Consider the following 19,879-nt stretch of genomic DNA (forward strand, 5'->3'; position numbering starts at 1 on the left):
GCCCCGGCCCCGGCCGGCGTCTAGGACCTGTTCAAAGCGGTCGTGGCCTTGGACGAGCCACGCCGCACCTCCCCCGCCCTGAGCATCCGGCACGGCGAGGGTGGGCGCTGGCACCTTGCACCGGTGCGCGTTTCGAGGTTATCCGCAGGCGTCCGGTCGAATGCCCGATGCGGGTCGCCTCCGCATGGCGGACGTGGAACAGGATCGGCCGGCGCCGCCGCCGGCCGATCCGGGGTGCCGCGCGGGTCAGCCCATGGACTTCGCGCCGTCCAGGGACTCGCGGATGATGTCGGCGTGGCCGGCGTGCTGGGCGGTCTCGGCGACGACGTGCATCAGTACCCGGCGGGCCGACCAGTGCGTGTCCTGGAACCACGGGGCCTTCGGCAGCGGCTGGACGGCGTCGAGGTCGGGCAGGGAGGCGACCAGTTCGTCCGTGCGGCCAGCCACCTCCGCGTAGTCGGCCAGTACCCCGGCCAGCGTGTCGCCTGGGAGCATGCGGAACTCGGCGTCGCGCTGGGCGAAGTCCTCCTCGGTCATGGCGTCGAAGTCGCCCATGGCGGACGGGCCCTCCAGGATGAAGTTCGCCCAGTTCCGCTCGACCGAGGTGACGTGCTTGACGAGGCCGCCCAGGCACAGCTCGCTCGCCGTGGTCCGCATCCCGGCCTGCTCGTCGGTGAGGTCGCGGGTGGTGAAGCGCAGGAAGTGCCGGTGCTTGGTCAGCATCTCCAGCAGGTCGGCGCGCTCGCCGGTCAGGGTGGTCTGCTCGCTCACGGTCATGGCGTCCGCCTCCGGTTCGTGTTCGTTTCCGTCGTTCAACCACCACGGTAGGGACGGTAGCGGCCACTTTCTGACCTGAATCGCGGGGAGAATGAGGACATGGCTAACACGAGTTCCCGGACGCTGCGTTTGCTGTCGTTGCTCCAGACCCACCGGTACTGGCCCGGCACCGAGCTGGCCGACAGGCTGGACGTCTCCGTCCGCACGCTGCGCCGGGACATCGACCGGCTGCGCGAACTCGGCTACCCGGTCGAGGCGACGCGCGGCGTCGACGGCGGCTACCAGCTCGCCGCGGGCGCGGCCCTGCCGCCGCTCGTGATCGACGACGAGGAGGCGGTCGCGCTCGCCGTGGGTCTACAGGCGGCGGCGAAGGAGGCGGTGGAGGGCGTCGCCGAGTCGTCGGTGCGGGTGCTGGCCAAGCTGGTGCGGGTGATGCCCGCGCGGCTGCGGCGCCAGGTGGAGGCGCTGGGAGCGATGACGGTGCCCGGCGCCTGGGGAGGCCGCGCCGGGATGGACGTGGACCCCGGCGCCCTCACGGTGATCGCGCTGGCCTGCCGGGACGACGAACGGCTCCGCTTCCGCTACACCGCCGCGAGCGGCGACGCGTCCGAGCGGGACGTCGAACCGCACCGGCTCGTGCCGCTCGGCCGCCGCTGGTACCTCGTCGCGTACGACCTCATCCGGCACGACTGGCGCACGTTCCGGGTCGACCGGCTCAGCGACCCCGCCGCCACCGGACACCGGTTCCGGCCCCGCGAGCTGCCCGCCGCCGACGCCGCCGAGTTCGTCCGCGCGAGCCTGGACGGCCTGTTCGGCCAGTTCCGACCGCACCGGGTGAAGGTTCTGGTGGACGCGCCGGCCACGATCACCCGCGAGCGGATCGGGCGGTGGAGCAAGGTCGAGGAGGTCGACGCCGAACACTGCCATGTGTACATGACCGCCGACTCCCTGGACTGGCCCGTCATGGCCCTCGGTGTCTGCCGCGCCGACTTCCACGTCCTGGAGCCGCCCGAGCTACTGGAGCAGATCCGCGAGTGGGGGTCGCGCTTCGCCCGCGCCGACCTCGGGCCGGCCGGGTAGGGGAAGTTCAGACGGCTCGAACCGGTGATCGGCGGTCGGCCTCGGGTGGCTCCGCGACGCTCTCGCCAAGGTGCGGGATGACGTCGTCCGGCTCGGTTCTCGCGGCCGGTCGTGCCCGCGAGGTTCCGGCGGCTCGGGCGGCGGGGCGAAAGAGCCAGTTCGCCTTGGGTTCGATCAACCATCTGGTGACCTTGACGACCGGCGGGGTGCACAGCAGGACAGCCGCCCCGGCGGCGAGGACGGCGCTGACCAGGACACCTGGAACGGTCTGGACGAAGGTGGTCTCGTGCACACCGATGTAGATCAGCGTCATGACGCCGAGGCCGTGCAGCAGGTAGGCGTACATGGTCCTGGTGCCGAACGCGGTGAACCAGGTCCGCCTGCCGGGGACCAGCGTCAGGACGGCGGCGGCGAGGACCGTGGCCAGGAGGAGCATGCCCGCGTGGATGAACACCCCCGGGAACGTCCTGACGCCCAGCCATTCGTAGCCCCGGTCCCAGTAGGTCCAGGACTCGGGGACGTAACGCCCGCCGGTGTAGTAGAAGCTGATGGCGGCGGCCAATACGAGGATGCCGACGGCGGGCATTGCGGGCTTCCTCAGGAACGTGAAGTGCTTCCGCTGAAGGCACACTCCCAGCACGAAGAACGGGAGCAGGGAGAACAGGCGCCGGAGCGTCAGTTCATGGGGCATCGGCTGGGTGTAGGAGATGATGCTGAGCGCCACGGCGATCGCCAAAGGCCACCGGACGTTTCGCCAGAAAGGCACGGTCAGCCGCCATATGATCACCGACATCAGGAACCACATGAGGTAGGTCGGCAGAAGGATCTGCAGGTTGAAGGCGGCCGTGCCGCTGAGCCAGGCGGCGGTGGCGTAGAGCAGTTCGAAGGTCAGGTACGGCAGGGCGAGCTTGGTGACCAGCCCGCGCACCTTCTCGTCGTTGAGGGTGAAGTTCCGCGCCAGATGGCCGGTGATGATGATCAGCAGCGGCATGCGGAAGGTCTGGAGCAGCAGCACCGCCGGGTGCGTCGCGTCGTTCGGCGGGAACAGGGTCACCGTGTGGCCGATGACGACCAGGACCACCGCGAGGAACCGGGCGTTGTCGAAGAATGGATCTCGGAGCTTCTGCTTCTCTGCGATCTCCGACGGTACTGCACGTTTGACGTCGCGTCCCATGGAACTCCGGGTTCGATCCGCCCATCCGGGGGGTGCTTTAGCGGTACTTCGATCACGGTGCCGCACGACGGCATCCGCGGTACCCGGCCCGAACTACCGGCCGGTCCTCAAGGAGCCTGCTCTCGTCGCGCTTCCCTTTCGGTCACCGAGGTCTCGACGCGGGCTGCACCGCGCGGCCGTGGGAGTCGGCCCGGGGGGCGGGGCCATGCTCGGCGTCACTGCGAAGTCCCGTGCTCGCCCAACTCCGCACCCTAGGCTCGTTCGTCCCAGGTGTCACACCAGTCTGGCAGGACGGTGGGCCAGGCGTGACCTGGGGCCCCAGTCCCAGGGGAGGGCGCTACGTGGGGGACGTCACATGCGTCCTGGGGCTCGGCACCTCCGGCACGAGCAGACGATCCATCAACACGTGAAGGTGGGCCCGGAAGGACGTGACCGCCGCCGGGTCGTCGGCCCTCCTCATCCCCTGGGAACGGTCGAACAGCCCCGAACCGAGGAAACCGTGCACGCACCAGACCATGGTCCCGAGCAGGTAGTAGGTGTCGACGTCCGGGGGCACCAAGTCCTTGATCCTGCGGGCGACGAGCTTGAACAGGGGCCGGACGTAGTGGTCCTCAAGCTCGGAGATGTCGGCCGCGTCGGAGACCGACCGGTGCGCCCACAGCGAGCGGTTCTGCGGGCGCGCGACGTGGAAGTCCAGATAGGCGTCGACGATGTCGTGGACGGCCGAACGCCCGGGACCGGCCTGCGCCACGACCTCTTCCAGCATCGTCCGCTCCGCCTCGTACGCCTGCCGCATGACCTCGATGTAGAGCGCGTGCTTGTCCCCGGCGACCTCGATGACCGTCGCAGGACCGACCCCCAGTGCGTCGGCGATGAGGCGCAGGGAGGTTCCGTCATAGCCGAGCTCTCCGAACAGCCTGGTGGCTCCGTCAATGACCTGCTGATGCGAGATGAAGTTCGGCATCCCGACACGATATGCACAAACCGACAAACAGGGCACAATTAAAACCGTCATTGCAGTCAAAACAGAGCAAACTTTAACCCCTACCGCGGCAAATGCGCGCGATCACCCCGCGGCCTCGGCGAGCAGCGGGCGCAGGTGGGCGTAGGCCCAGGCGGCGAGCGTCGTCGGGGTGGTGGTCAGCAGGTCGCGCGGCGGCTCCGGGGCCAGGTCGCGCGTCCCGGCGGTCATGCCGACGATGCCCTCCACCGCGCCGGGGGCCAGCCCGGCGGCCCGCAGCGCGGCACGGACATCGTCGTCGCTGACGACCTGAAGCCGGACCGGCCGGCCGAGCGCCCCGGTGAGGATCTCCGCGACCCCCTGGTAAGTGAGGTCCTCGGGCCCGTGGACGGCCTGCACCACACGTCCCCTCCACCCGTCGTTCAGCAGCCGCGCGGCGGCGATGTCACCGATGTCGCGCGGATCGACCCACGGCATGGGCGCGTCCGGCCGGGCCGACGTGGTCAGCACGCCGCCGGCCAGGCCGTCCAGATCCATCAGCAGGTTGGTGAAGAAGTAGCCGCAGCGCAGGTGCAGCGTGTCGGCCCCGGTGGCGTCGAGCCGCTCCTCGATCCGGGCCAGTCCGTCGATGTGCCCCGCCCCGCCGCGCTTCTCGGCGCCGCCGCTGCTCAGCAGCACGACCCGGGCGACGTCCCCGGCCCGCGCGGCATCGACCACGCCGGACGCCGTCCGCTCCGACGTCTCGATCGGGTTCTCGGCCGTGTGCGGGGTGGGGTCGACCCAGAAGACCGTCCGCATGCCTTGTACCGCTTTGCGCACGAACGCGGCGTCGGTCAGGTCGCCGCGCCACACGTCGGCGCGCTCCCGGGTCGCCTCGTCCAGCCGCGCCGGGTTCCGGACCAGTACCCGCGGCCGGACGCCGGCCTGGAGCAGCAACCGGACCACGCGAGATCCGACGTTCCCGGTCGGAGTGGTGACGACGATGCTCATCCTGGTAACCCCCTCGTCTCGGTCTCACCGCACGCTACGAACCGAAGCGGCCAGTTCATGACCGCTTTCGCGCACGCCTCACGGAGAGTGCCCGTCAGTCGGCGAGGTCCGCCAGGTCCGTCGGTACGGCGTACAGGGCGGTGTGCACCGGGTGCGCGCCTGCGGCCGGTTCCCGGCTCGCGGCCCGGAAGCGGTCCACCACCCGGGTCAGCTCGTCCCCCAGCTCGCGGAGCTGCCGCGGGGTGAGCCGCAGCGGGTTGCTGGACAACGTCGAGACGTTGCGCCAGGTCGGAGGGAGCCCGTGCCGTCCGTCGACGAAGGTCTCGATCACCCGCGCGTCCCTGGCCAGGGTCGCCTTGGCGAACGCGTCGTCCGCCCGCGCCAGGGCCGGCTCCTCGTCCGGCTCGTGGACGTAGGAGATTTCGCTGACGGCCAGGCGCCACGGCCGGGAGCGCCCCTTCCCCTCGCCGGTCTCCTCGATCACGCCATAGGCGCCCAGCTGGTTCAGGTGGTACGAGCACACCTTCGGCGTGAGCCCCAGCAGCTCCGCGGCGCGGCCGGCGGTCAGCACCCCTTCCCGTTCGAGCAGGTACAGCAGGTCAAGGCGCACCGGATGCGCCAGCGCCCGCAGCCTGCGCGGGTCCGCGTTGCCAGGGGTATCGGAAGAAACATTCTCGGAAGACATGTTCCGATACTAGGGCTAGCCCCACTGACAGGCATCCGCCCGCCTCGGCACGCTGCCTTGCATGACACGACACGACAAGGACGGCACCGCGCGGCGTGGACCGACCCGCCGCGCGGTACTCGCCGGCGGAGCCGGCGGTGTGGCCGCCGGCGGGCTGGCGGCGGCGGACGGGGTCCGCGCCACGCCCGCGTCAGCGTACCGGAGCCCGGCGCCGCCGCTGCGGTTCTTCACCGACGCGGAGGCCGCCGCGGTCGAGGCCATGGCGGAGCGCGTCTTCCCCGCGGACGCGAGCGGTCCCGGCGCCCGCGACGCCGGGGTGATGCACTACATCGACGGACGGCTCGCCGGCGGGTGGGGCCGCGGCGAGCGGCTGTACCTGCGGGGCCCGTTCACCGAGCCGGGCCACGGCGGGCACGGCTACCAGCTGCCGCTCACGCCGCGGGAGGTCTACCGGCGGGCACTGCGCACGCTCGCCGCCCACTGCCGCGCGTCCTACCGGGGCAGGACGTTCGACAAGCTGGCCGCGGCGAAGCAGGACGCGGTGCTGACCGCACTGGAAGGCGGCGAGATCGACCTGGGCCTCGCCGACGGGGAGGCCGGGTTCACGTCCGCGTCGTTCTTCGCGATGTTCCTGGCGAACGTCCACGAGGGCCTGTTCTCCGACCCGATGCACGGCGGCAACCGCGGAATGGTCGGTTGGAAATGGGTGGCATTCCCCGGCGACCCCTCCGCCTACGGCGAACCGTACGCCGAGCACATCGGCAAATGGCATCTGCCCTATCACGTCGTTCCGAAAGGTGTGCGGTAATGGCTTTGCCCAAGGTGGACGCGGTCTGCGTCGGTGTCGGTTGGACGGGCGGAATCCTCGCCGCCGAGCTGACCAAGGCGGGCATGTCGGTCGTCGGCCTGGAACGCGGCGGGCCGCGCGGACGGGAGAACTTCCAGCACGGCCACGACGAGCTGCGGTACCAGGTCGACAAGGAACTCGCGCAGGACGCCTCGGTCGAGACCTGGACGCTCCGCCACAACATGCGCGAGCGCGCGCTGCCGATCCGCCGCATCGGGTCGTTCGCCCCCGGGAGCGGGGTCGGCGGATCCGGTGTCTCGTGGGCCGGGCAGACCTGGCGGTTCAGCCCGCGCGACTTCGAGATCCGCAGCAGGACGGTGCGGCGTTACGGCAAGAAGGCAGTCCCCGCCGAGATGTCCATCCAGGACTGGGGGATCGCTTACGACGAGCTGGAGCCCTACTACGACCGGTTCGAGTACATGGCCGGGATCGCGGGCAAGGCGGGCAACATCCGGGGCCGGAAGGTGCCCGGAGGCAACCCGTTCGAGGGTCCCCGCGCGCGTGACTACCCCGTCCCGCCGCTGATCGAGAGCCATGCCGGGTCGATCCTCCGCAAGGCGGCCGACGATCTCGGATACCACCCGTTCCCCGGTCCGGCGGCCGCGCTGTCCCAGCGGTACACCAACCCGGCCGGCATCACCCGGGAGTCCTGCACCTACTGCGGCTTCACCGGGCATTTCGGCTGCCGGGTCGGGGCGAAGTCCGACCCCACCGTGACCGTCATCCCCGAGGCGATGCGCACCGGCCGGTTCGAGTTGCGCACGCACGCGACCGTGGTCGAGATCCTGCACGACGGCACGCGCGCCACCGGGGTGCGCTACCTCGACGCCGCCGGCCGCCTCCAGGAGCAGCCCGCGGACATCGTCCTGCTCACCGCGTACACGCTCAACAACTGCCGGCTGCTCCTGCTGTCCAGGATGGGCGAGCCCTACGACCCCGCCACCGGGACCGGCGTCATCGGCAGGAACTACTGCTACCAGGCGGACGGCGCGGGCGGGCTGGCGTACTTCAGGGACAAGGACTTCAAGCCGTACATGAGCGCGTGCGGCGGCACGGTCGCCTTCGACGACCTCAACGGCGACAACTTCGACCACACCGGCCTCGGCTTCCTCGGCGGCGGGCTGGTGAAGTACGCGCTGCCCGCGCTGCCGGTCACCGGCCTGCTCACCCCACCGGACACGCCCGCCTGGGGCCCGGAGTGGAAGCGGGCGATCCGCCGGTACTACGCGCATTCGCTGGTCATCGGGGCTCAGGGCGAAAGCCCCGCCTACCGCGACCACTTCCTGGACCTCGACCCGACCTACCGGGACGCCTACGGGCTGCCGCTGCTGCGCATCACCTTCGACTGGCGCCGCAACGAGAGAGCCATGGTCGATTTCCTCGGCACGAAGCTCAAGGAGGTGGTCAAGGCGATGGGCGCGGACTTCACCCTGGCCATGGGCATGCTGCCGGAGCATTACGACAGCGCGTCCTACCAGTCGACGCACAACACGGGCGGCGTCATCATGGGCGCCGACCCGCGGGACTCGGCCGTCAACAGCTACCTGCAGATGTGGGACTACCCCAACGTGTTCGTCGTCGGCGCGTCGGCCTTCCCGCAGAACGCCGGCTACAACCCGACCGGCACGGTCTGCGCGCTCGCCTACCGCGCCGCCGACGGCATCGTGAACCGGTACCGCACGTCCCCCGGCCCCCTCGTCTGAGGTCGCCGGCCGGAGCCGAGGCGGATCGTCAGCCGCGGAGGAAGGGGAAGAAGCGGGACCATTCCGCCACGACCGCGTCGTCCATCTTGGGCGGCTCGGCATGGGCCTCGCGGGGCGGCCGCGACGCGTTCGGGCGGATCGAGCGCGGCAGGTAGCCGTCGAACAGGAAGGCGCCGCGGTACCGCGGGTCGAGGACGGCCGCGCAGTCCGCGATCGGGCTGACCGAGTCGGACGGCACCGCGGTGTAGGCCCCGTCGCGGAGGACGAAGGCCGTACCGGAGTCCTCGCGTCCGGGCTTTCCATGGTCGATCCCGGACGCGGCGCGCAGCCGCCCGGCCACGCAGACCGCCGCGTACTCGGTGTCCAGGACCCCGCCGAACGTGGTGTCCCCCAGATACACCACGCCTGCCGGGGCGGCCAGGCTGAACAGGGAGGCGAACCGCAGGTCGGTCAGGTCCAGGGAGGACAGCGGAGCCGTGTCGCCGGGCACGCCCGCGGCGGCCTGCCAGTCCGCGTCGGCCGCGTCGTCGAACCAGTCGCCGGGAAGGGCGACGGCGTCACCGAGCCCGTCGGTCAGATGCATCGGCTCGGGCAGCACCCAGGCGTCCGGCAGCCCCTCGCCGGACACGGGGACGGCCCAGGCGGAGCCGCCCGGCAGCAGCCGCTCGTACAGGGCGAGCGCCTCCACGTCCACGGTGAGCAGACCCTGAAGATTGAATCCCATACGTCCCCGTGTGTCCCTTCCCGACGGATGCCCGAGAGGGGAAGCTATCGCATTCACCGGCGACGCGCGGCGGTCACGGAAGACCGCCCGCTGGATGCGCGAGGATCTGGTCATGCGGGTCGGTGTGGTGGGACTGAAGCGAGGGCTGTATCTGGCCGCGTGGTGCGGACGGCTGGGCATGGACGTGGTGGCCGCGTGCGACCGTGACGCCGGGCGGCATGCCGAAGCACGGGAGCTGCTGCCGGGAGCGGTGATCACGGACGATTGGCGGGAACTGCTGGAGCAGCGGCTTGACGGGGTCGTCCTGGCCAACGACTTCGACGAGCACGCGCCGCTCGCGATCGCGTTCCTGGAGCGCGGCGTCCACATCCTGTCGGAGGCGGCGGCGTGCAGGGACGAAGCGGAAGGGCGCCGGTTGATCGAGGCGGTGGAGCGTTCCTCCGCGAGCTACTCGTTCGCCGAGAACTACGTCCTCCACCCCCACGTCCGGCTGATCCGGCAGGCCGCAGACGGCGGCGAGCTGGGCCGGATCACCCTGGTGGAGGCCGACTATCTGCACGGCATGTCACCCGAGCAGGTCACCGCGCTGACCGGGGACCCCGCGCACTGGCGCGGACGCATCGCCGCGACCGCCTACTGCACCCACACGCTCTCACCGGCGCTGGCGCTGACCGGGGCGTGGCCGGTGGAGGTGTCGGCCTTCAGCGTGGACGAGGCCGAGCCGCGCGCGGCGGTCGCCCTGGTGGTCCGGCTGTCCAGCGGCGCACTCGCCATCACGCGGCACGGGTTCCTGCAGGGCGAGCCGGGCAGCCACTGGAGCTGGGTGTCGGCGCGCGGGACGAAGGCCCTGGCGGAGTCCGCGCGGGGACCGGCACAGCGTTCATGGTCGGTGCGGTTCCAGGCAGAGGGCTGGACGCAAGCGGACGGCGCCCTCCGGGAGGAGGAGCGCACCCCACCCCCGCTGCGTGTCGGCGGAAAGACCGTGGAGCGAGGGGCCGAAGGCGATGTCCTGCTGCTGGAAGGGTTCCGGGCGACGGTGGAGAGGGGCGAGCCGCCGCTCGTGCCGGTGCGGCCCGCCGTGGCGGCGACGCTGGTCGGGGTGGCCGGAGCCACGTCCCTCGACGAAGGGTCACGTCCCGTCCGGGTACCGGACGTCCGGGGCTAGCTCGACGGTGTGAGGCCGGAGAAGTCGTGGGCGGCGACCGAGTTGCGGTCGGTGTGGCGGTTGCCGAAGGAGAGTTGGGGCCATTGGCCGGCGAGTTCTTGGCGGCTGCGTTCGCTCCAGGCGCGGGCCTCGTCGCCGCGGGTCTTGTAGAAGTTGAGGGCGTAGCCGCCGGTGTGGACGCGCAGAAGGGTGAAGCCGCCCGGGTATTCCTTGACCGCGCCAATTTCCTGCTGGACGACCCGGGGCGCCAGGGGGAACACCGAGCGCTGGTTCCGGTGGGTGTGGCCCGCATGGTGGAGGAAGACGCCGGGAGATCTGTTGTAGGCCGCGAGGATTCTCAGGGATTGGCCCGCGTCGAGGGAGCGGGTTCCGGTAATGGCGAGTGGGTCGTTCTCCACGAAGAGGGGGTGGTGGCCGAAGACGAGGGTCGGGCGGTCCGGGTCCTTCTTGAGTTCGGCCGCGAACCAGGCTTCCTGGGCCGGCGACAGGCCGCCCACGTCGCCGCCGTCGCCGGGCTTGTCGTAGGTGTCCAGGCCGATGACCCGCAGGCCGCCGAGGTCGCGGGTGAAGTAGGTCTCGTCGGGCGAGAAGGCGTCCTTGAAGCAGTCGTTCCCCTGGTGCTCGCCCGGGGCGCAGGATGCGTAGGGATCTCCCGAGTGGGCCCGGTCGTGGTTGCCCCGGGCGACCAGGTAGTCGCTGCCCAGGGTGCCGAACGTGTCGAGGATGCCTTTCGCGCTCGCCAGGTCGACGGGGGTCGCCTCGCTCGTGATGTCGCCCGCGGCGAGCAGGTATCCAGCGCCTCTGGCGCGGGCGTCCGCGGTCAGGGCCTTCGCCATTACCTCGGGATAAGGCGGGTGGCCCGGGAGTTGCTCGATGCCCTCTATCCAAGGGAGCTGGCCGACCAGTCCGGCGACCGTTTCACCCAGGTGCAGATCGTTGCACAGGGCCACGGAGAAAAGGTGGCGGCCCGCGGGTGGCTGCGGGGTGGTGAAGGCGAACACGTCGCCATGCGGGGTGCCTGCTGATCGGCCGAAGGCCAGGAATGTGGGCGTGGCCGTCCTGCCTCTGGAGCGGGCCTTGTAGTAATACGTCCGGCCCGGTTCCAGGCCGGTCAGCTCCACGTAGTGGTACGGGGTGCCCGACGGGCCGTGGGCCGTGGACGTCAGGCGGGACGGGTGCGTGCCGTACACCACCTCGGCGTCGGACGGGGCGGGCCTCATGCGGCCCAGGCCGTCGTCCGTCCCGGGGATTCCCGTGTACCAGGTGAGGACGGCCGTCGTCTCGGTGACGGTGACCAGCTCCAGGTTCACCGGCCGGACGCCGTCGGCCGCACGGGCGGACGTGCCGTCAAGGGCGGGCACCAGCGAGGCGCTCGCGACGACGGCGCTCCAGCGGAGGACGGCCCGGCGGCCGGGCCGGCAGCAGATCATGGCCGTAACGGTGGCAGCAGCGCGGCCGGAGGGCCAGACCCAAACGAACCCGAATGAAACGGTCGCCGGGGGCGGGCCCCCGGCGACCGATGCGCCTCAGCCCGCGACGGCCTTCAGACGCTCCTCGCGGAGGCGTCCCGCCCAGGAGTCGTCGAGCGGTCGCAGCTCGGTTCCGGTGGCCCAGCGGAGCAGGAGGTCGGCCAGCCCGGGGTTCCGGACGAGGGCCGGGCCGTGCATGTACGTCCCGAGGACGCGGCCGGTGTAGGCGCCCTCGAAGCCGTCGCCGTTGCCGATGCCGTGCACGACCTTCGCGAACGGGAGGGCGTTCGGGCCGAGCTGGGTCATGCCCTGGTGGTTCTCGAAGCCGGTGATGCGGGGGACGTTCAGCTCGCCCGCGACGTCCCCGACGATCTCGCCGACCGCGCGCTGCTCGCCGCGCCCGGAGCGGATGTCGAGCAGGCCGAGGCCGGGAAGCGGCTGCCCCTCCTCGCCGCCGAACTCGCGGCCGAGGATCTGGTAGCCGGCGCAGACGCCGAACACCACGGCGCCGGACTCGACCGCGCGGGCGAGACCGCCGTCGTTGCCGAGGCGCTGCGCGGCGAGGATCTGCGGACGGTCCTCGCCGCCGCCCATCAGGTAGATGTCGCCGTCGGCGGGGACGGGCTCGTCCGAGCGCAGGTGCACGGTCTCGGTCGGAATGCCGCGCAGGGCCGCGCGGCGCTCCAGGACGATCGTGTTGCCCTGGTCGCCGTAGGTGCTGAGGAGGTCCGGGTAGATCCAGACGATCTTGATGCGGTCAGACGACACGGCCGTACCTCGTTCGGATGTTCTGGAAGGCGGTGTAGTTGGCGATCACGTCCAGGTGCCCCGGCGGGACGGCCATGACCGCCTGGTCGATGTCGTCGATGACGGTGAACGGCACCTCGGCGGCCTCCAGGCGGGCGGCGAGGTCGATGCGGCGCTCGCCGGTGACCCACACGGGACGGCCTTGCAGGATGCGGTAGTCGACGTCCCACAGCCAGGACGTGTCGCGCCCGTCCGGACCCTGCGCGTTGATCGACAGGGCGACGGGGCCCGGCTTGGGCTGCAGGACGTCGAACGCCTCCAGCCAGCCGGCGGGGTTCTTCGACAGCAGCAGCCGGATCTGCCGTCCCTCGTGCTCGACCGTGGTGTAGCGGCCGGCGACGGACGTGACCTGCGACAGCAGCGGGAGGGCCTGGTCGGGCGGGACGCCGAACTGGGCGACGACCGCGAGCGCGATCAGCGAGTTCGACCGGTTCGCGCGGCCGGGCAGCGACAGGCCGGTGAGCGAGTACGTCCGGCCGTCCGGGGCCGTGACCGTGTCGCCCTTCAGCGTCCAGTCGGGGCGGGGACGGGCGAAGTGGCACTGGCGGCAGCGCCAGTCGCTGTCCTCGTCGGTGTCCTGGCGGTCGAGGGGGCCGCCGCATTCGGGGCAGCACCACGAGTCCTCGCGCCAGTGCTGGCCCGCGGCGACCCACGTGACGCTCTTGGCCGTGGACGCGCCCCAGGTGACGAGCGGGTCGTCGCAGTTCGCGATGACGTGGCTCTGCGGGGACGCCTCCAGCGCGCGGCGCCACTTGCCGGCCAGCAGCCAGATCTCGGCGGCGCGGTCCATCTGGTCGCGGCTGAGGTTCATCAGCGCGACGAGGTTGGCGCCCGTCTCGGCGAGCACCATCGGCACGTACTTCTCGTCGCACTCCAGGACGCCGTAGCGCGCGGTGGGCGCCGAGGCGAGGGCGGACACGTGACCGGTCGGCATGTTCGCGCCGAACGCGTTGGTGGCGACCTCCCCCAGCGGCGTCATCGCCGAGGTGATCAGCCGGGTCGTCGTCGTCTTGCCGTTGGTCGCGCTGACGAGGACGAGCTTGCGGTCCTTGGCGAGCCTGGTCAGCAGCTCGGGATCGAGGCGGAGGCCGACCTTTCCGCCGATCACCGAGCCGTCTCCGCGGCCCGCCATGCGGGACATTCTGGCGGCCGTACGACCGAGCGCGACGGCCAGCTGCGAACGCAGCGGAAGATCGCTCATGGACTCCGTCTTCTCTGGATGCGCCGGAAAACCGTTCCGAGCCTAGCCGCTGGAGGCACCGCTCCGGGCTGATCTTCGCAGGGGCGCTTCGGCGGGGTCTCGACCGCCCCGCGATGGTGGGGCCGGTGAGTGAGAAGAGTCACAGGAGATCAGGTAAACCGGTACGGAAAATCTTGACTGTACTGACTTGTCGTGATTCGGTGCGACCTCCGACTGCGGTGAGCCAGATTGCCATCCACGCGCCCTACGACGGCGTCACCCACTACTTTTGTCGGGAGCCCTGCTGGTTTGCGGGGAGGAGAGGCCCGCCCGACTCGGCGGACCCGAACGCAAGCGTGGGCAAAGCGGCTATAAGGCGAGGTCTGAGCGATGCAGTGTCCGACGTGCGCTAACGACACGCCCGGGACGCTCGGGACGTGTTCGCACTGCGAGGCGCCGATCGACGTGTACTCGGTCGGACCGGTCTCTCCGCTGCCGGCTCCCGTCGCGGGCTCCCCGGCACCGAACCTGGCGATGCGCACTCCATCGCCCGCGCCCTCGCCTTCCCAGACGGCGCCCGAGCCGCCGGGCATGCCCGAGTCCCCGAGCATGCCCCTGACGCCGCCGGCGCAGCCGTACGGTTCGGCGCAGCCGCCCATGTCCGAGCAGGCGTCCGCCGGTCAGCCCTACGCGTCCGAGCAGCCGCCCGCGTTCTCGCAGTCGTACATGTCCGATCAGGCGTCCACGTCCGGGCAGCCCTACATACCCGAGCAGACGCCCGTCCCCGGGCAGGCGCACCTGTCCGAGCAGCCTCCGGCGTCCGCGCGGCCGCCGCTCCAGCTGTCGGTCGAGCCGTCCGAGCCGGGGCCCTCGTCGACGACGCAGGGATCGTCTCCGGCCTTCGACCCCGAGTCCACGGCCGCGTGGACGTTCAACCCCGACGAGGACGACGACGAACCGCAGGCCCCCGCGTCCGGCGGCTTCGGTGCCGTACCGGCGCTGCCCGGCGGCGCGGCGGAGCCCAGGCCGACCGTGTTCGAGATGGAACCGCCGTCCGAGCGCAGGGAGCCGATCGTCCCGGAGTCGTGGTTCGCGCAGCCGCGCAAGCCCGGCGGCCAGGACACCGACGCGACGCAGATCGCGCCCGTCCAGGGGATGCAGAACCCCGGCATGCCCGCCCCCATGGGCTTCGGCGGCGACTTCGACCAGACGCGCATGGACCCGGGCGGCCCCATGGGCGCTCCCCCGATGGCCCAAGGGCCGATGGGGCCGGGGGTGCCGATGGAGCAGAACGCGCCGATGGAGCAGGGCGCGCCGATGGGCGGGCCGGGCGGTCCCGGTTACGGCGCCTATCCGCCGCCCCAGGGCGGAAAGCCGGGCGGCGGGACGAGCAAGCCGCTCCTCGCCGCCGTCGCCGCGCTGGTGACGATCGCGGTCGGGAGCGTCGTGTTCGTCGTGTGGCCGTCGGGTGACAGCTCGTCCGCCAGCACCGGCACCAGCTCGTCCCCGTCGCCGGCCAACACGCAGGTCGCGCAGAAGAACCAGATCCCGGCCGAGACCAAGCAGCAGGCCGCGGTCATGAACAAGGTCCTGGACGACAGCGCCGCGACCCGCAGCGTCCTGGCCGGTGCGATCGGCCGGGCGGGCAAGTGCAAGACGCTCCCGCAGGCGATCCAGGGGTTCCAGAAGGTCGCGCAGCGGCGGCAGAACCAGCTCGGCCGCACGCGGAACCTCCAGGTCGACAAGCTCGCGAACGGCGAGCGCCTGCGCGGATCGCTCGCCCAGGCGCTGACGGCGTCGCTCCAGGTCGACCAGGTCCTGCTGAAGTGGGCGCAGAAGAACCAGCGCAACTGCAGGGGCAAGCCCCGTCCGGCGGCGGCGCAGGTTCCCGGCCGCGCGGCCATCGAGCGGCGCGCGACGACGGCGAAGCAGAAGTTCGTCGTCCTGTGGAACCCGGTCGCCAAGAAGACCGGGCAGCCGCAGCGGAGCTGGAAGCGGGTCTGATCGCCGGTCACGACCCGGTTGCGACGCCGGGACGGACACCCCGCGTCCGGTGACGACGGAGTATCTTGTCTCCGTTTGTACCTCGCGAGGTAGGGGGCCTCATGCGGTGTCCGGGCTGCGGAAGCGACACCACTCCGGCATTGCCACGGTGCACGCACTGCAACGCGCTGCTCAGCACCCCGCCGGGCGAGGACGCGACGGCCCCCGACCCGCACGGCGACGCGACCGTCCACGACCCGCCGGACGACGCGACCATCAGCGACTCACCGGGTGACACGACGACTCCCGAGTCGCACGGCGGCGGGGCGACCGCCGGTGCACCGCTGGGCGGTGCGCCCGGCTCCGGAGAGCAGGTGCCCCCGCCCTGGGCCGGGCCGGTGCCTCCGTCATGGGGATCGTCATCGCAGGGGCCCGTCCAGTGGGAGTCCCCGCCGGACCGGCCGCCGTCCGGCCACACCACGCCGCCGCCGGACGAGGCGACGACGCAGCTCTCCCCGGAACCGTGGGGCGAACCCGCGAACCGGCAGCCGTCCGGCCTCCCGCCGGACTACACCACCCCCATGCCGCCGTCGGACGAGACGACGACGTACCTGTCCCCCGAGCCGTGGGCCGAGCCCGCGATCTGGCAGCCGCCCCCGCCGCAGAAGAAGAGCAGGATGCCGTACTTCCTGGCCGCGGCGGGAGCGGTGCTGCTCTTCGGGGTGGCCCTCGGGATCGTGTTCTGGCCGAGCGGGTCCGAGACGTCCGCGCAGCCGGGCGGAGAAGTGCCGTCGGCGCAGGGCGAGACCACCGCGCCCGCGACCGAGCAGGAGTCGGGCGGCGACCTCGAAGGGCAGGCCAGGGCGGTGGACGACCTGCTGGAGGACATGGGCACCACCCGCTCCGACCTCGGCGGCGTGGTGGTCGGCGGCTGCGAGCCGAGCGGCCTGCAGCGGGTCCTGGAGATGCGCAAGGGCCAACTGGAGAAGGCCCGTGGACTCGACGTGAGCGCCCTCGACAACGGGGCTCAGATGAGGGACGCCCTCGTCCGCGCGCTGGAGGCGTCGACGGAGTCGAACCAGCGCTACCTGGCCGTCGCCCCCGGCTGCCCGAGCGAGGCGGAGGTCGCGGACGTCAACCAGCGCGCGAGCAGCGCCAAGACCGAGTTCTTGGGCCTCTGGGCGCCGGTGGCCGCACAGGCCGGGCTCCCCGCCCGCACCGAGAGCGACATCTGACCCCCCACGTCACTCCGCGTCGCCGGGGCGGCCGGGGAACGGGAGCCCCTTGGACGGATCCTCGAACGGAGCCACGAACCGTTCGTACCAGCTGAGGACGGGTTCCAGCCATTCGGTGACGCGCATGGTCCCGGCGACGTGGTCGACCTGTTCGTCCTCGTCGAATCCGATGGCGACGAGCGTGAGGTCCCGGTCGAAGCCCGCCTGGTCGTCGTCCCCGTAGAGGGCGGTGATCGCGATGGGGCGGTTGCGTTCGAGCTCCATCGACAGCGGGTGGCGGCGCAGGGCGCGCAGGCGGTGGCCCAGCTTCGGGTCGGGCGGCTGCTTCAGGCCGGGAAGCTGGTAGTCGAGGGGCGGCGCGGCGGCGTGCTTGTCGGGGGCGCCGTCGCCGTAGGGGAAGAGGCGGTCGAGTTCGTGCAGCCACTTGACCTGGGGGATGACCCAGATCGGGCCGGGGGCGGTTCCGGGGGCGTCGCCGCCGAGGAGGCGTCCGGCCACGGCGGCGACGGCGGCGGTGAGCTCGGACGGCGGGTAGGCGGTCCGCAGCGACCGCGAGCGCCGCGTCACGGCCCTTTCCAGGACGGTCGCCAGCGCGCACTCGCGGAGCCGGGGCGCCAGCCGGGACCAGGCGCGGCCCAGCTCGGGCGGCACGGCGGGCATGGGGCGGTTCACGACGTGGGAGAGCACGAGGGTGTCGGCCCAGAGCCGGAGCCACGCCCACTCGTGCTGGCCGGCGACGAGGTCGGCCTCGCGGAGTTCGTAGAGGGTGCAGGCCCGTCCGGACCGGCACTCGCAGCCGCAGGCGGCCGACCGGCGGCCGTCCACGGGCGGCGGCGGACCGGGCAGCTCCGCCTCGCGTCCCTCCCCCAGCGGGACGCGCACCCGGAGCGGGCGGTCCATGCCGTCCGCGAACACGGCGGCGACGCCCGGACGCAGCGACACGACCTCGCGGGACTGCTCGGCGTCCAGGTTCATCGCCGCACCGACCTGGTGCCGGTCGTCGTAGGCGGGCAGCCGGTGCACGACCTTCAGCGCCGTGTTCTTGATCACGTCCGGGACGAGCTTGGTCGGGATCTGCTCGGCGACGATGATCCCCTCGCCGTACGCGCGGATCTCGGCGAGCATCCCGGCGAACAGCTCGACGGCGTGCGAGCTGGTGCGCTCGGGGCCGCGGTTCCGGAGGAGGCGGTGCGCCTCCTCGATGACGATGACGTGCCGCAGCGCGGGGCCGTCGCTGCGGTCGCGGCGGCGTTCGCGCATGCGGAGGTGCTCGACGATGCGGATGATGAGCGTCCCCATGAGGAACGCCTTGTCCTCGTCGTTGGCGACGTCCTCGATGGCGAGGACGATGTTGTCGCGGAGCATCCCGCCGATGTCGGCCGGGTGTCCGCCCTCGAAGAACCGTCCGGCCGAGCCGATGCGGAGGGAGCGGAGGCGGACGTCCACGAAGCCCTGCACGTCGGCCATGAGCTCGCGCCCGTAGCCGACGTCCTGGATCACCTGAAGCGCGGCGTTCTGGAGCTGCTCCAACGTCGGAACGGCGGGTTCGATGAGCGACCCGGGCACCCCGGCGCCGGTCACGACGTCCCACCCGTTGTTCTCATAGACCCGCTGGAGCGCCTGCGCCATGATCTGCGGAAACGGCTCCTCGGCGTCGAACGCCGCCTGGAACAGCGCCCGCACCATGTCGATGTGCGCCTGCACCGGATAACCGGGCTCGGGCGCGAGGGGGTTCACCGACAACGGCACCGACCCCGGATCGGACGGGTTCACCACCGTGACCGGCCCGCCGAGATCCCGGATGCGTCCGGCCATGGCCGCGTACTCCGACTTCGCGGGCTCGATCGCCAGCCACGGGATGCCCGCCCGCGTCAGCTGCTCCAGCAGGTGCCGGACGGTCTGCGACTTGCCCGCGCCCGTCGAGCCCGTCACGAACACGTGCCGGTTGATCGTCGAGCGGGGGGACGGTGAGCCGCCCGACCTGCCGGTCCTGCCCGTCCAGGATCGCGCCCAGCTCGATCTGAACCTCGCCTCTCGCCGCAGGTGAGGCGCCATCGGTCTCGGACGTGACGTCGAAGTACCCGGCGTCCAGCACCCGCAGCCCGGGAACCTCGCGCCGCGGCAGCCCGGCGAGCGCCGCGAGCGCCCCGGCCGTCGCGACGAACGGGAACCGCTGCTCCGACTCCGCCATCGGCCGCGCCGGGACGGGCGCCGTCCCCGGCCGCAGCATCTCCCCGAACGACCCGCTCCCCTGCCCCGACCGCAGCCGGTATGGGTGGTGGCCAAGCTCCATGGAGCCGACGAGCACCGGGGCGATCTGACTCAACTCGTCCTGCGTGGAGGCCCCCGCGACGACCCGAACCTGCCAGAGCCCCGCCTCCCGGAAGGCGTCCAGCTCCGCGAGCCGCTGGTCGGCGCGGGCCACCGCCAGCCGCGCCTGCTCATCCTCGCCGCGCCGCAGCATCCGCAGCTCGTGATGCAGATCGCGCATCTCGGTCTCGATCTGCCGCTCGTCGCACGGATCGGCGACCACGAACCAGCCGAAAGGCCGCTCCATCAACGTGACCAGCGTCGCCTCGAACAACCCGGCCCCGGCGTCCGCCCCTGACACCTGCGGGGCAAGCCGCCCGGGACACCGCGTCCACGCCATGCGCTCGGCGTCCCGCAACCAGCCGTCCCCGATGGGAACCCCACGCGCCCCGCTGGGGAAGAGCAACCCGTAGGACTCAGCCCCGGCCTCGGGCGCACCGATAGGCCCCGCATTGGTGATCAGCTCCAGCGGCGCCCCACCACCGGCCGACAACCACCCCACAACGAACGGCCGCCCAAGCCGCGCCGCCGACAACGCGGCGGGCAGCACGCTCACGAAATCCCACTCGGCAGAGGCGCCCCGCTGCGGCGCCGGGATCGCCTGAATCCGATACCAGGGCCCCGGCAGCGCGAACCCCTCCGCCGTCGCCTCACCGCCCTGCGCACCCGTGCCGCCCCGCATCCCGACCGGAGGCCCGCCCGGAGGCGGCGTGCCCGGAGGCAGCCCGGCCCCTCTCCGGTACGGCGGCATCCCGGGCGGCGGCGAAGGGGGGTGAGTCACCCCAGCAT

18 protein-coding genes are annotated in these 19,879 nt (G+C 71.9%); 8 read left to right on the top strand and 10 right to left on the bottom strand.

The window, feature by feature from the left end; translation table 11 throughout:
- Nucleotides 1-246 precede the first annotated feature (246 nt).
- Complete coding sequence (locus tag E1281_RS22045; RefSeq protein WP_347813301.1) at nucleotides 247-816, bottom strand: DinB family protein; 570 nt, start codon at nucleotides 814-816, stop codon at nucleotides 247-249.
- A 60-nt stretch (nucleotides 817-876) separates the two neighbouring features.
- On the opposite strand from E1281_RS22045, the gene E1281_RS22050 reads away from it, so the two are divergent.
- Entirely contained in the window at nucleotides 877-1,857 is a 981-nt protein-coding gene (locus tag E1281_RS22050; protein WP_131881136.1) for a YafY family protein, read from the top strand.
- A 7-nt stretch (nucleotides 1,858-1,864) separates the two neighbouring features.
- On the opposite strand, the gene E1281_RS22055 is transcribed toward E1281_RS22050, so the two are convergent.
- From E1281_RS22055 to E1281_RS22070, 4 genes are all read right to left on the bottom strand, one after another.
- Nucleotides 1,865-3,031 carry an acyltransferase family protein gene (locus tag E1281_RS22055; protein ID WP_131881138.1) on the bottom strand — a complete coding sequence of 389 codons (1,167 nt, stop codon included), beginning with the start codon at nucleotides 3,029-3,031 and terminating at the stop codon, nucleotides 1,865-1,867.
- A 337-nt stretch (nucleotides 3,032-3,368) separates the two neighbouring features.
- Entirely contained in the window at nucleotides 3,369-3,995 is a 627-nt protein-coding gene (locus tag E1281_RS22060) for a TetR/AcrR family transcriptional regulator (RefSeq protein ID WP_165959044.1), read from the bottom strand.
- Nucleotides 3,996-4,097: 102 nt separating this feature from the next.
- Nucleotides 4,098-4,982 carry an NAD(P)H-binding protein gene (locus E1281_RS22065; RefSeq protein ID WP_131881142.1) on the bottom strand — a complete coding sequence of 295 codons (885 nt, stop codon included), beginning with the start codon at nucleotides 4,980-4,982 and terminating at the stop codon, nucleotides 4,098-4,100.
- 94 nt (nucleotides 4,983-5,076) lie between these two features.
- Nucleotides 5,077-5,667: a helix-turn-helix domain-containing protein gene (locus tag E1281_RS22070; RefSeq protein WP_131881144.1), complete on the bottom strand. Its 591-nt coding sequence runs from the start codon at nucleotides 5,665-5,667 to the stop codon at nucleotides 5,077-5,079.
- Nucleotides 5,668-5,728: 61 nt separating this feature from the next.
- On the opposite strand from E1281_RS22070, the gene E1281_RS22075 reads away from it, so the two are divergent.
- Both E1281_RS22075 and E1281_RS22080 read left to right on the top strand, forming a co-directional pair.
- Nucleotides 5,729-6,475, top strand: coding sequence for a gluconate 2-dehydrogenase subunit 3 family protein (locus E1281_RS22075; RefSeq protein WP_131881146.1), 747 nt, complete (start codon nucleotides 5,729-5,731; stop codon nucleotides 6,473-6,475).
- Entirely contained in the window at nucleotides 6,475-8,217 is a 1,743-nt protein-coding gene (locus E1281_RS22080; RefSeq protein ID WP_131881148.1) for a GMC family oxidoreductase, read from the top strand. The genes E1281_RS22075 and E1281_RS22080 overlap by 1 nt, the downstream gene beginning before the upstream one ends.
- Before the next feature lie 28 nt (nucleotides 8,218-8,245).
- On the opposite strand, the gene E1281_RS22085 is transcribed toward E1281_RS22080, so the two are convergent.
- On the bottom strand, nucleotides 8,246-8,941 hold the full coding sequence (locus E1281_RS22085) for a hypothetical protein (protein WP_131881149.1): 696 nt from the start codon (nucleotides 8,939-8,941) through the stop codon (nucleotides 8,246-8,248).
- A 94-nt stretch (nucleotides 8,942-9,035) separates the two neighbouring features.
- Between E1281_RS22085 and E1281_RS22090 the strand changes: the two genes are divergently transcribed.
- Nucleotides 9,036-10,106, top strand: coding sequence for a Gfo/Idh/MocA family oxidoreductase (locus tag E1281_RS22090; RefSeq protein ID WP_243717237.1), 1,071 nt, complete (start codon nucleotides 9,036-9,038; stop codon nucleotides 10,104-10,106).
- Here the strand turns inward: E1281_RS22090 and E1281_RS22095 are convergent.
- From E1281_RS22095 to E1281_RS22105, 3 genes are all read right to left on the bottom strand, one after another.
- A complete protein-coding gene (locus E1281_RS22095; protein ID WP_131881151.1) occupies nucleotides 10,103-11,536 on the bottom strand; it encodes a metallophosphoesterase family protein in 1,434 nt (477 codons plus the stop codon). The two genes, E1281_RS22090 and E1281_RS22095, sit on opposite strands and share 4 nt — an antisense overlap.
- A gap of 96 nt (nucleotides 11,537-11,632) precedes the next feature.
- Entirely contained in the window at nucleotides 11,633-12,343 is a 711-nt protein-coding gene (locus E1281_RS22100; RefSeq protein ID WP_131881153.1) for a glutamine amidotransferase, read from the bottom strand.
- Nucleotides 12,333-13,583 carry a MurT ligase domain-containing protein gene (locus tag E1281_RS22105; RefSeq protein WP_131881155.1) on the bottom strand — a complete coding sequence of 417 codons (1,251 nt, stop codon included), beginning with the start codon at nucleotides 13,581-13,583 and terminating at the stop codon, nucleotides 12,333-12,335. The genes E1281_RS22100 and E1281_RS22105 overlap by 11 nt, the downstream gene beginning before the upstream one ends.
- A 588-nt stretch (nucleotides 13,584-14,171) precedes the next feature.
- Here E1281_RS22105 and E1281_RS22110 point away from each other — a divergent pair.
- Together E1281_RS22110 and E1281_RS22115 are read left to right on the top strand one after the other, a co-directional pair.
- Nucleotides 14,172-15,566, top strand: a complete 1,395-nt coding sequence (locus E1281_RS22110) for a hypothetical protein (protein WP_165959045.1) — start codon at nucleotides 14,172-14,174, stop codon at nucleotides 15,564-15,566.
- Nucleotides 15,567-15,706: 140 nt separating this feature from the next.
- Nucleotides 15,707-16,780 (top strand): hypothetical protein, encoded by a 1,074-nt coding sequence (locus E1281_RS22115; RefSeq protein ID WP_131881159.1) that lies wholly within the window; start codon nucleotides 15,707-15,709, stop codon nucleotides 16,778-16,780.
- 9 nt (nucleotides 16,781-16,789) lie between these two features.
- Here E1281_RS22115 and E1281_RS42040 read toward each other — a convergent pair whose 3' ends face one another.
- Entirely contained in the window at nucleotides 16,790-18,718 is a 1,929-nt protein-coding gene (locus E1281_RS42040) for a hypothetical protein (RefSeq protein ID WP_243717238.1), read from the bottom strand.
- 128 nt (nucleotides 18,719-18,846) lie between these two features.
- Between E1281_RS42040 and E1281_RS42045 the strand changes: the two genes are divergently transcribed.
- Nucleotides 18,847-19,101, top strand: coding sequence for a hypothetical protein (locus E1281_RS42045; RefSeq protein WP_243717239.1), 255 nt, complete (start codon nucleotides 18,847-18,849; stop codon nucleotides 19,099-19,101).
- A complete protein-coding gene (locus tag E1281_RS42050; protein WP_243717240.1) occupies nucleotides 19,059-19,388 on the top strand; it encodes a hypothetical protein in 330 nt (109 codons plus the stop codon). Before E1281_RS42045 ends, E1281_RS42050 begins: the two co-directional genes overlap by 43 nt.
- Nucleotides 19,389-19,879: the final 491 nt, after the last annotated feature.

Source organism: Actinomadura sp. KC345 (genome assembly GCF_004348515.1).
Classification (GTDB): Bacteria; Actinomycetota; Actinomycetes; order Streptosporangiales; family Streptosporangiaceae; genus Spirillospora.